The sequence below is a fragment of the Curtobacterium sp. PhB130 genome, from assembly GCF_003755165.1.
Classification (GTDB): domain Bacteria; phylum Actinomycetota; class Actinomycetes; order Actinomycetales; family Microbacteriaceae; genus Curtobacterium.
On record NZ_RKII01000006.1, the window covers coordinates 1,050,408 to 1,062,795 of the forward strand.

Here is a 12,388-nt window from a genome sequence, read left to right on the forward strand (position 1 = left end):
GTCATGAGGTGCTCCGAGCGTGGGACGGGGCCGCCGTCGGTCGGACGGCGGCCCCGGGGTGGGTGGTGGGATCAGCGGGTGTTCGCGGGCAGGGTGAAGAGCTTCGTCGTGTAGGACGAGCCGTCGACCGTGATGCGGAACTTGAAGCTGAAGCCGAGCTGGCCCTTCGACACGTCACGATCGAACGACCACTTGCCGTTGCTGTCGATGTCGCGCTTGCCCGGCAGGAGTGGGCTGCCCGAGGCGTTGAGGACCTCGTACTCGGCGTCCGCGGGGCCGGTCCCGGTGAAGGTGTTCAGCTCACCGGGCAGGACCGTCTTGTTGGTGACCGTCACCGGGGCGAATCCGGCGTTCGCAGCGATGACGAACAGCTCTGACCGATCGGTCTGGTCGCCCTTCGTCTGGACGATCCGGAACTGGAACTGCTTCGCATCCCAGCTGATCGTGCGGTCGAACGTCCACGTGCCATCGCTGGCGACCCTGAGTGGACCATCGACGATCGGGGTGCCCGAGACGTTCACCACCTCGTAGGTGGCGTCCGGTTCGGCCGTGCCGCGGAAGGTGTTCACGACGCCCGGTGTCACGGTGGTCGGTGCGACCAGGGTCACCGGCGCGAGTCCGCCGGTCTCGCCGGGGTTGATCGTCACCTCGGCCACGGTCGTGTTCGCACCCTTGGACTTCTGGACCACACGGAGCACGTGCTCCGCACGGTCGAGGTCCGTGGTGTCGAGCGACCAGTTCTTGTTCGGCAGGACGCCGTCCTTGCTCGTGCCGACCAAGGAGTTCCCGCCGTTCGTGACGTCGCGGACCTCGATCGCGGAACCCGGTTCACCGGCGCCCGTCATCCTGAGCGGACCACCGGCGTGCGAGGACCCGTCAGCGGGCGTCGTGACGGTGACGGCGGCACCGTACTCGACGGACCGCGTACGGTCGTGCGCCGAGTCGCGGACGCCGTCCATGAACTGCGCCGCCGTGACCGCGTACCCGCCGCCCCGGTTGGGCGCAGGGATGGTCGTCGTCCACGCGCCGGTGATCGGGTTCGCCGTCACCGTGCTGCCGATCTGCTTGCCGGACGCGTCGAAGAGCGAGACCTCGGCGCCGGGGTGCGCCTTGCCGGAGGCGATCACCGGGGCATCGCGGTTCCCCGAGAACGTCGCGTCGAAGGTGAGCGCGTCGGCGACCAGGTCGGCGTCGAGCACCACGTCGCCGGTCTTGACGGAGCCCTCGTACTGCTCCACCTGGATCGTGTTCTTCCCGAGGTCGAGTCCGCGGACCGACGTCGACCAGCTGCCGTCCTTCGCGACCGTCACCGGCGACCCGCCGTTCACGAGGATCGTGGCGTCGGGGGTGCCCGAGCCGGAGATGTACGCCGTCCTGGTGAGGACGTCCACGCGGTCGAGGTCGGCGCTGAACGCCCCGACGAAGTCGTCGAGCGTGGGGATCCGGTCGGCGACCGTCTGGGACTGCAGGCGCATGACGCTGTCGGTGTTGTACAGACCGAGGAAGCCACCGTTGTACGTCGACTGCAGACCGGTGCCGATCGGGTTGTTCGACCCGGTGTTGGCGGCGAGCGTGAACTGCTGGGCGGGGGCGCCGGCGACGCAGTTCTGGAGCGTCACCGGCGACGAGTTCTCGATCGTCGTCGAGCCAGCCGTCAGGCACCGGCCCGGAGCCGAGACCGGCCGGACGTTGGTCGTGGACCCGGGCGCCGGGATGAACCAGCGTGTGGCCGCTGCCCGCGCTTCCGCCAGGGTCCTGGCACGGTTCGCGGCGACCGCTCCGCCGACGGTGCCGGCGGAGGGGGCGCTGAACGCCGGGCTGTCGGCGAACGACGACGTCTCGGTGACCAGCGGGCCGACCTGTTGCGCATCGGCTGCGCGGGACTCGCCCGCCCAGGCGGCACCGGCGGTGAGACTGCTCGCAACGGTCGCGATCACCACCGCCCCGATGCCGAGAGCGAGCGGTGCGCGCGGGGACGATTGGGACTTCTGCATTGGTGCTCTCTCTTCGTCAAGGATGAATGCGCAGGGAACATATCACATTCACACGCCGAGTCGCGGGGATTTGCATTCAACATTTCTCCTCGCATTATTCAGCGAATATCGCCATGGTGATGAGCGGTATTCTGAGATTCCAGAGAGGGAGACCGAGATGGATGCTCGACATCGCTTGCTCCGCAGGCAGTTGCTCATCGGTGCCGGGGTGGTGGCCGTGGTCGGGGCCGCCTCGCTCGTCGGTGGGTTCGTCCCGCTCGTTGCCGATGGTGAGGAGCCGGGCGTCGATGCGCTCCAACGTCGGCTCGACACCCTGCCAGCCGGTGGCGTGCTCACGATCAGCACCCCGCAAGCCCGGACCAAGAGCCTCGTGGTCCGTCGCGCCGTGACGATCCGTTTCGTGGGGAGCGGTGCGCTGCGGATGGGTGCGGACGCCACGGCGATCCTCGTCACCGCTTCGGGAGCGCGGATCACCGACCCGGTCATCGACGGCGTCGGTGCCTCGACGGGCGGGGACGCACACGCGATCGCGGTGATGGGCACCCGTGCCGCACCGATCAGCGACGTCCGGGTGTCCGGGGGGCGGCTCCGCCAGCTGCCCCACGACGGCGTCCACGTGGAGTACTGCTCGGGGTTCCTGCTCGAGAAGACCTCGATCGCCGCGGTCGGGTACGCGGGCGTCGCACTCCTCGGGGTGCAGGACGCCATCGTGCAGGACACCGCGATCTCCGACGTCCGTCAACCGGCAGGCCGGGTCAACTCGTACGGGATCACGGTGACCCGGGACGCCACCGCAGTGGTGAGCGTCACACGCCGGTCCGCCCGCGTCCGCATCCTCCGCAACCACGTGAGCGGCGTGCCGGCGTGGGAAGGCATCGACACCCACGCCGGGGACGGCGTCGAGATCCGGGACAACGTCGTGACCGGATGTCGCGTCGGGATCGCGGCAGTCCCGAGCAAGTCGGCGACGAACCGGGCGCAGACCGACGTCGCTCCCACCGGCCTCGTGATCGCCGGGAACCGCATCACGCGCACGGCCGCGCTCCCTGCGGGTTCCGGCATCGTGGTCAGTGGAGCCGGCAGCACCGTCGGGTCGACGGCCCCCCGGGCGACCGGGTCGGTCACGGGCAACACCGTCACGGGCGCGGGTGGTACGGATGCTGCCGGGATCCTCGTGAAGCTCACCCGCGGGCTGCTCGTCGCCGACAACACCGTCACGTCGAGCGTCGGGGAAGCGATCCGGATCGAGCACTCGAACGCATCCGTCACGGTTCGTGGCAACCGGATCGCCGAGGTGTCCGGCAAATCCGTCGGCATCGACGTGGCCGCCGGTGCCAACGACGGCTCGATCCTGGCCAACCGCATCGACTCGACGTCACCGCGGGTGCGCATCGGGCTGCGGTTCGGCAGTCCGGACAACCGTTTCGTGGTCCGCGGGAACGCCCTGCGCGCTGCCGTCGTCCCGGAGGCGGACGGTCGAGCCCGGATCACCCGGTGATCGGTTTCACACGCCGAGCCGGACCGATCCGCCGTCAGTGGTGCCGTTGAGCTCCCACCGCATCCCGAACTCGCCCGCGACGGCGTCCTCCGGCGTGTGCACCTGCGGGCTCCACCGCGCCGCGGCTCCCTGGGTCAGTCGGAACGAGGAGGCCGTGTCCAGCCGGAACGAGATCGTACGTCCGTCGGGGGAGCGCTTTCCGTTCCGGAGCGTCATCGACGACGCGGGCCGCCATCCCTCGCCGGGGTTCCGGTACTCCCCGGTCAGGGTCGACTGTCCCGCTGCGAAGACGGTGCCGTCCGGGGCGACGACGACGAGGTCTGCCCGGAGCTCGGTGAGTTCTCGCCCGGCGACGATGCCGAGGGGCACCGCGGTGTCTGCTCCACGCGCGAGCTCCACCGCGTCGACCGGCAGGACGCGCACGGCCGCGTCCACGATCGGCTCGATCCGGTCGTCGACGATGCGGAAGCGTTGGACGCGATCCGAACGGCCGGGGAGCTCGTCGCCGTCGCGGTACGCGGTGAGTCGGGACCGTGGCTCGGCATGTCGGATCTCGAGGACCTGTCCCTCCTCGTACCGCTGCGCGAACGACGCCGCCACGACGGCGCCGGACTCGTCGCCGCGGATGGTCCACTCCCCGAGGACCTGCGCTTCGTCGGCGTCACGGAGGGTGAAGCCGACGTACTCCTCGCCGGTGAACCCGGTGTGCGCCTGGGAGCCCGTGACCTGCACGAAGCGGAGCGCGCTGGCGAGCGGGTCGAGTGCGAGCCACCCGATCGTCCGGTCGCTGAGGCCTCGGAAGCGGAACGCGTTGCCGGCGCCGACGTCGACGGGCGTGGACACGGTCTCTCGGATCCCGCGGTCGTTGCGGAGCACGACGAGCGCGTGCCCGACGCCCGGCTCGTCCGCCTCGAGCGCATGGCCGACGACCCGCGTCGCGCCGGTCCCGTCGGTGTTGCCGAGGTCGGTGGCCCTCGGCGCGGTCCCGAGCTGCCGCTGCCCGACCGTCGCGCGCTCGGTGACCGGCTCGGCGGTGCCGGTCGGCGCACCGTACGTCGGGAGATCCCGTTCACGGACGGTGTCCGCCGACCGCGTGTTGTGCCAGATCGGCGTCGTGAGGGCAGGAAGCCGGGCCATGGACGCCGCGGTGTCCGCGTCGAGCGGGAATCCCCACTGGCGGAAGAACGGGCGCAGGTCGCGGTCGGCGATCTGCGCCGCGATGCTCGCGAAGTGCTGCTGTTTCGCAGCGTCGTCGCGGAGGCCCACCTCGCCGGTCCGGAGTCGGACGCGGAGTTCCTGGTCGAGTGACGGGTAGAACTCCTGCCCGAATGCGCGGCGGAGCTGGTCGAACATGAGCAGCCGGACCCAGACGTCCTCCTCGGCCGCGAAGCTCCGGGTCTCGACGGGCTGTGCGAAGAACCGCGTGATGGCGCTCTGCTGACCGTCGAGACGATTCGCGCCGAACACCGTCGCCTGGACATCGAGCGCGGAGACGTTGTTGACGACCTCGACCATGCCCTTCCAGTTGTAGGCGGGGGGCTGGTACGTGTGTCCGACTTCGTGCCAGAACCCCCAGAGGTCCCCCGCGCGCATCGTGAAGAGCTCGGCGGCGGCGCCCGTGTCGACCTGGAACACGATCCGGTCGTGGCTCGCGCTCGCGTACCCGGCGCCCGAGTCCGGCGAGGCGACGTAGATGCGGTGGGGCGCCTTGCGGGCCGACCCGACGCCCTCGTCGAGCAGTCCGTGGTGGTCGTTCGTGACCTCGATCACCCGGTCCCAGTCGTGGACTCGTGATGCCAGGTCGGACGTCGTCATCGCGGAAGCCGTCCTCGCCTGGAAGTCACCGAAGACCCGTTCCCCGATGATCGTCACCATCGGGGCGTCCGGGAAGCGTTCGAAGTCGCGCAGGAAGTCCTCGTTCGACGTCTGTCCCGCGATGAACACCGGGACGGGTTGGCCGCCAGTGACCTCGACGTCCGCGGAGCCCGACGTGGCGGTACTCGTGAGGAAGACCATGCCGTCTCGATCCGCCGTGACCGTGTTCGCGCCCGGTGACAGTCGGGTCGACTCCATCCCACGGTCCGCGCCGTCGTTGAACGCCGCGTACCTGCCGTCGAGGCCGATCACGACGTGCATCGCAGGAGATCCCATCGGCACGTCGACCGTGACCGGCTGGCCGTGCCGGACGAACCGCCCCGTCGGCTGGAGCGCGCTGTGCCGCATTCCGCGGCCTTCCCGGATCCGTTCGGCTTCCGGGTCGCCGAGTCCGTGGACGAGGATCGTGGTCGACCGGCCGTCCTCGCTCCGCGTGATCGAGGTGGGCAGCGGGCCGTCCTCGGCGGACTCCAGCGACGCCGTTGCACTCGCGGACGCGACGGTGACGACGATCGTGGAGACGACCGCCGCCGTCACGGCGGCGACGAGCGCGACGGTGGCACCGCGACGGAGCAAGAAAATCGGCATTCACTCAGTATTTCACATATTGACAATGCCGTCGAGGAGGCCAGGCTCGACGGGCTACGCTGCACCGGTGCCCGCGTTCGACTTCGCCGACTTCTTCCGACGGACGCCCGACGACGACGGGCCCGACCTCATCACCATCGACGGCACCGATCGGTTCCTCCTCGACGAGGCGCCCCACGTGCACGGCGACGCGCTCCGGCACCCCGGTGCGGTCACGGTGGTCGACGACCAGCGCGGCGTGCTGACGCTCGGAGTCCTCGCCGTGCACGGTGCTGACGACGTCCGCGTCGTGCAGGACTCGCTCGTCAGCGAGCGTGCGCTCGAGTCCATCGCCGGCACGTTCGGACGACGGGGGTTCCACCACCCGGAGACCTACGAGGACGCCTTCACGGACGCCCGACTCGTGCTGCTCCGGCTCTCGAAGTCGCACGACCGCCTCGACGAGGTCGCCCGGGCCGTCGCCCGGTTCGCCGCGCCCGACGTCGTGCTGCTCTGCGGCGGCCGGACGAAGTACATGACGCTCTCCCAGAACGACGTGCTCCGCCGGTCCTTCGGGGAGGTCGCCGCGTCCCGGGGTCGTGGCAAGTCCCGGCTGCTCGTCGCGCAGGACCCGCTCCGTGCGGCTGCGAACCGCGCGGCGATCACCGACCCGTGGCCGCGGCGTGTGCACCTCGACGAGCTCGGGATGACCATCGCCGCGCACGGCGGGGTCTTCGCCGGGGCGTCGCTCGACCTCGGGACCCGCGTGCTCCTCGGGGAGATGGACGCCGCGGTCCCCACCGCCCGGGTCGCGGTCGACCTCGGGAGCGGCAACGGCGTGATCGCGACCGAGATCGCCCGGCGCCGCCCGGGTCTCCGGGTCATCGCGACCGACGTCTCCGCGGTCGCCGTCGCGAGCTCCCGCATGACGGCGGACCTGAACGGGGTCGGAGACCGCGTCCGGACCGTGCGGAGTGACGCCGGTGACGAGCTCGACGAGGGGTCCGCGCAGCTGGTGCTGTGCAACCCGCCGTTCCACGCGGACACCACCGTGAGCACCGACGCGGCCGAGGCGATGTTCCGGAACGCGGCCACGATCCTCCAGTCCGGTGGCGAACTGTGGTGCGTCTGGAACTCGCACCTGCGGTACCGGCCGGTGTTGGAGAAGACCGTCGGCCCGACGCGGCAGATCACCCGGACCGACCGCTTCACCGTGACGGCGTCCCGCCGGTCCTGATCGACGTGGACACGGCATGACGGAGGGCGGCCGCGCACTGCGCGGCCGCCCTCCGCATGCCGGGACTACTCCGGGACGTAGTCGAACGTGTCCGGGTCCGGACCCGTCCGGTGCCCCTTGTCGAGCGTCGTGATGTCGGTCATGTCCTCGTCGGAGAGCTCGAAGTCGAAGATCGCGAAGTTCTCCTCGACACGGGCACGGGTGACCGACTTCGGGAACACGATGTCGCCGCGCTGGATGTGCCAGCGGAGCACGACCTGCGCGGGGGACTTGCCCGTGGCCGCGGCGATGCGGGTGATCGTCGCGTCGTCGAGCACGAGGCCCTGCGCGATCGGGGACCAGGCCTCGGTCGCGATGCCGAGCTCACGGTTCACCGCGCGGAGGTCGTCCTGCGCGAGGTACGGGTGCACCTCGACCTGGTTCACCGCCGGGGTGACGGTGGTCTCCGCGATGAGGCGGCGGAGGTGGTGTGCGTTGAAGTTCGAGACGCCGATCGAGCGCGCGGTGCCGGCGGCGTAGAGCTCCTCGAAGGCCTTCCACGTCGGGACGAAGTCCGAGACGGTCGGGAGCGGCCAGTGGATGAGGAAGAGGTCGGTGTAGCCGCCGAGCAGCTCGGCGGACTTTTTGCCGTTCTCCAGCGCCGCCTCGGGGGCGTGGAAGCCGTTGTTCAGCTTCGAGGTGACGAAGATCTCGTCGCGCGGGATGCCGGACGACGCGATCGCCTCGCCCACCTCTTTCTCGTTGCCGTACATCTCGGCGGTGTCGATGTGGCGGTAGCCGACCTCGAGCGCGGTGAGCACCGCGTCCTTCGTGTCGGCGGGGTCGATCTGGAAGACGCCGAAGCCGAGCTGCGGGATGGTCTTGCCGTCGTTGAGGGTGATGTTCGGAACGGTCATGACCCCAGACAACCAGCGCACCCCCGAGTGTCATTCCGGGGACGTTCAGCCGGGCGCGGCGCGTTCGTATGCAGAATACTGATATTCTCCTGAGGTTGCCCACGGATGAAGGACCCATGACTGCACTCGCTCTGCCCTTGCTTGCTCGCGCCGCTTCGGCGGCCACCGCCCTCGGGCTCCTCGCGGCCCTCGGTACCCCGCTCACCGCAGCTGCCGCACCGAACCCGTCGGCCGTTCGCGGTGCATCCGCCGCGGGCGCCATCACGGGGAAGGACCCGCGGGTGCTGTTCGTGGAGGACTTCGAGCACGGGATGGGGTCCTCCCCGAGGATGCTCGACAAGTACGTCGGCGCGACGGGCGAGACCTACGCTGCCGATCCCCAGTGGCTCTCGTCGGCGTGGTGCAACGGCATCATCACGAGCCGGTCGAGCTCCGACACGGCCGGCTGTTCCGCGAACGCCGGCCTCCGCTCCCTCGCCGGTGCACTCGGGGAGATCAGCGGAACCGATCCCGCGACGAACCATGCCGTGAGCGCCTACACCGACGGCTCGAGTCCGGGCGCGAACCGGATCCAGATCGAGTCCCGTGAAGCGTTCTCCCTCGGCGAGTCCGGACGGTTCGTGTCGTTCGGGGTGTCCGCAGCGGCTCAGAACTGCCATTCGAACCATCCGCTCCTGGACTTCCTGCTCGTCGATGACGGAACCGAGCGTCCGGTGTCCGACCGGCCGCTCGACCCGTGTACCGACCCGCGGTCGAGCGACCACGGATCCGTGCGAGGCGGCGAGTTCGTCTCGAGCGGTGGCGTCCTGTTCTCCGGCGACAGCCTCCGCTGGCGGCTGCGCAACGCGCAGGGCTCCGGTGACGGCAACGACGGCGCCTTCGACCGCGTGACGATCGTCGACTCGACACCGACCCTCGCGAACGAGTTCTCCACCGGCACCATCGTCGGCGACACCGCGCGGATGACCGTCCGCGTCGTGAACACCAGCGAGCACGGCGCGAAGCCCGGGTGGTCCTTCGCGGAGACCCTGCCCGCCGGCCTGACCGTCGCGGCCGATCCGAAGACCGCCACGACGTGCGCGGCGCCGACCCTCGACGTCGACGCGGGTGCCAGCGCGGTGGGCGCGAGCGGTGGCCTCGCCATCGACGCGCCCGACTGCACGGTGACCTTCGACGTGACCGCCGCCACCGCTGGCACCTACACGGTCGCCCCGGACGCGGTCACGAAGCGGGTCGGGCTCGACGCCCCCGCCGCGTCGAGCGTGACCTTCGCTCCCGAGCGCAACGAGCTGCGCGCCGACGAGCAGATCACGCTGGGCGGCGGCAACGGAGACGCCGTCGCGGACCTCGGTGAGACCATGACCTTCCGCACCGTCGTCGAGAACGCGGGGAACGTGCTCGTGCACGACCTCGACGTCTCCGGGACGCAGGGCGCCGTGAGCTGCGATCGTTCGGAACTCACCCCCGGCGCTTCCGCGACCTGTGTCACCGCTGCCCGGCCCGTGACGCAGGCGGACGTGGACCGTGGATCCGTCGAGGACGCCGTCACCGCGTCCGCGTCCTCGCGGCTCGGCGTTCCGGTCTCGGCCACCGCCGCGGCGACGGTGTCCACGACCCCGTCCGCATCAGCTGCCGAACTCACCGTCACGCCCGTGACGACCGGCGGAGCACCCGCGCTCGGCGACGACGTCCGGCTCGCGGTCGAGGTCCGGAACCACGGGAACGTGTCCCTCGACCGGATCGCGGTCCGGGTCGACGGTGAACCGACGATGACCGTCGACTGCCCGACGGGCAAGCTCGCTCCTGGAGCAACGATCACCTGCGCGCTCGAGGGCGCGCACCGCGTGACACAGGGCGACGTCGACGCCGGAACCGTCGTGTTCCACGCGGCGATGACCGCCGTCGACACCGCCGGGAAGCCGGTCGCCGCTGTCGCGACCGCGACCCAGGAGACGCAGACGCAGGCTCCGGCGCTCGCCACGACGATCACGCCCGTCCTCGAGACGGCCGGGAAGGCCCCGGCCGTCGGCGACGAGGTCGCGCTGACGATCGCGGCGCGCAACAGCGGGAACGTGACCCTCACCGACCTGCGCGGCGTCCTCCGCGGTCGCGACGGTGCGGCGGACTGCCCCGCCGGCGCACTCGCGCCCGGTGCTCCTGCGACCTGCACCCTGCCGAGTCACGTCCTGACGCAGGACGATCTGGACCGGGGGGAGATCCAGTTCGAGGCGACCGCCTCGGCGACGGGGCCGAAGGGACAGGCAGTGTCGGCATCGGACTCCGCCACCGTGACGCTCGACCGTCAGCACGGCATCGTGGCCACCGTCACCGCGGCCCTCGCCGACGACGGAGCCGCCCCGGTCGCGGGTGACGCGGTCGGCCTCCACGTGGCCGTCCGGAACTCGGGCAACGTCACCCTCCGTGACCTGACCGGCGAGGTGGACGGCCGGTCGATGGACGTCGAGTGCGCCGACGGCGCGATCGCCCCCGGTGCCGAGGTCACCTGCACCATTGACGACCATCGGCTCACGCAGGCCGACGTGGACCGTGGGCGGGTGAGCTTCGACGTCAGCATGACCGCCGCGACGCCGTCCGGTGGGACTGCCTCCGCCACGGACGCCACCGAGGTCCAGCTCGCTCGTGCTCCGCACGTCGCAGTGTCCGCGACGAGTGTCCTCGACGCCTCCGAGCACGAGGTCCCGCGGGCCGGCGACGGCGTCACCGTGGCGATCACGGTCCGCAACACCGGCAACGTCACGGTCGTCGACGTCGACGGCGCGGTGCGCGACCGGAAGGGCATGGACGTCACGTGCCCCGGTCGTGCGCTGGCACCCGGCGAGGAACTGACCTGTGTGGTGACCGCGTACGAACTCGGTCAGGACGACGTCGACGCCGGCACCGTCCGGTTCGAGGTCGTCGGGTCGGCCACCGGTGCCGGTGGCACCCGGGTCGAGGGAACCGCATCGACCGAGACGACCATCGTGCGAGCGGCCTCGATCGCCGCGAGCACCTCGGCCCGTCTCGAGTCGACGGGTCGGGAACACCCGGTCGCCGGTGACACGGCAGCGCTCCGGGTGGCGGTCCGGAACACCGGGAACGTCACGGCGACGGACCTCGACGGCTTGGTCGAGGGACGCGACGGCATGGTCGTGACCTGCCCGGCCGACGCGATCGCTCCGGGCGGTTCGGCGGAGTGCGCTTCGTCGACGACGGTGACGCAGGACGAGGTCGACGCGGGCACCGCGCGGTTCACCGTCCGGTCCACGGCGACGGCTGCCGGTGGGAGCCGCGTCACGGCCGAGTCGGACGCGTCGGTCGCGATCGAGCGATCGGCTGCGGTCACGCTCGACCTGACGGCGCACCTGGCGGACACGGAGCGTGCGCGCACCGACGACCCGAAGGCGGGCGACCACGTCTCGGCGTCGATCAGCGGCACCAACGCCGGGAACGTCACGCTCCGTGACGCCCACACGGAGGTCGTCGAGCTCGCTGACATGACGGTCGAGTGCGCACCAGGGTCGGTGACGCCGGGAGCCACGATCGACTGCACGGTGCCCGACCACGTCCTGACCCAGTCGGACATCGACCACGGCCAGGTCACCATCGCGGCCGTGCTGGAGGCCACCGGACCGGACGGGCGACGGGTCACCGACCGCGCCGATGTCCGCGTCGGCCTCACGGCCGGCAGCGCGCTCGACCTGACGGGCGAACCGGTGCTCCTCGGGTCCGACGGCGAGCCGTCCCCGATCCCGGAGGGCCGCGCGGTCCGTCCGGGCGAGCAGGTCGCGATGCGCTACGAGGTGCTGAACACCGGGAACACGACGGTGGACGACGTCCAGCGCACCGGTTCGACCGGGCCGTTGACGTGCGAGCTGACGACGCTCGAGCCCGGCGCGAGCACCGCCTGTGCGAGCAGTGCCGCGCACACCGTCACCGCGGGCGACGCCGAGCGGGGCGAGGTCGTCACCGTCGGTCGGGTCAAGGGCTCGGTCACGCGGGCTGACGGCGAGACCGTCGAAGCTCCTGGTGCTGCAGACACGACGCAGTCCGGCGTGCGGACGCGTGCAGCGGCCGTGGCGAACGGCCGGGTGTGGGTGTTCTCCCAGGAGCTCCGCACCGTGGCGAAGGCCGAGCTGGAACCACAGCAGGTGGAGGGGACGGAACCGGACGAGCTCGCGTTCACCGGGTCGGAGATCACCGCGGTGGTGCTCCCCGCGGGCATCGTGCTCCTGCTGGCAGGACTGACGCTGCTCGTGTACGTCCGGCGTCGTCGACAAGGGGACGACATCACGACGCCGCGCTCCTGATCGACTGACGACGG

General features: G+C 70.9%; 6 protein-coding genes. 3 read left to right on the plus strand and 3 right to left on the minus strand.

The features are described from left to right. Window positions 1-71 precede the first annotated feature (71 nt). Window positions 72-1,994, minus strand: coding sequence for a hypothetical protein (locus EDF24_RS19070; protein ID WP_185021560.1), 1,923 nt, complete (start codon window positions 1,992-1,994; stop codon window positions 72-74). A 175-nt stretch (window positions 1,995-2,169) separates the two neighbouring features. Between EDF24_RS19070 and EDF24_RS19075 the strand changes: the two genes are divergently transcribed. Beyond that, the gene (locus EDF24_RS19075) at window positions 2,170-3,492 is read left to right on the plus strand and encodes a right-handed parallel beta-helix repeat-containing protein (RefSeq protein WP_185021561.1); all 1,323 of its coding nucleotides are present in this window, start codon (window positions 2,170-2,172) and stop codon (window positions 3,490-3,492) included. Window positions 3,493-3,498: 6 nt separating this feature from the next. On the opposite strand, the gene EDF24_RS05200 is transcribed toward EDF24_RS19075, so the two are convergent. Then, window positions 3,499-5,955, minus strand: coding sequence for a M60 family metallopeptidase (locus EDF24_RS05200; RefSeq protein ID WP_123701321.1), 2,457 nt, complete (start codon window positions 5,953-5,955; stop codon window positions 3,499-3,501). 67 nt (window positions 5,956-6,022) lie between these two features. Here EDF24_RS05200 and EDF24_RS05205 point away from each other — a divergent pair, with 67 nt between their 5' ends. After that, on the plus strand, window positions 6,023-7,171 hold the full coding sequence (locus EDF24_RS05205) for a class I SAM-dependent methyltransferase (protein ID WP_243698160.1): 1,149 nt from the start codon (window positions 6,023-6,025) through the stop codon (window positions 7,169-7,171). Between the two features lie 65 nt (window positions 7,172-7,236). Here the strand turns inward: EDF24_RS05205 and EDF24_RS05210 are convergent, their stop codons facing one another. Next, a complete protein-coding gene (locus EDF24_RS05210) occupies window positions 7,237-8,067 on the minus strand; it encodes an aldo/keto reductase (protein WP_123701322.1) in 831 nt (276 codons plus the stop codon). A 116-nt stretch (window positions 8,068-8,183) separates the two neighbouring features. On the opposite strand from EDF24_RS05210, the gene EDF24_RS05215 reads away from it, so the two are divergent. Next, window positions 8,184-12,374 (plus strand): hypothetical protein, encoded by a 4,191-nt coding sequence (locus EDF24_RS05215; RefSeq protein ID WP_148070802.1) that lies wholly within the window; start codon window positions 8,184-8,186, stop codon window positions 12,372-12,374. Window positions 12,375-12,388 lie beyond the last annotated feature (14 nt).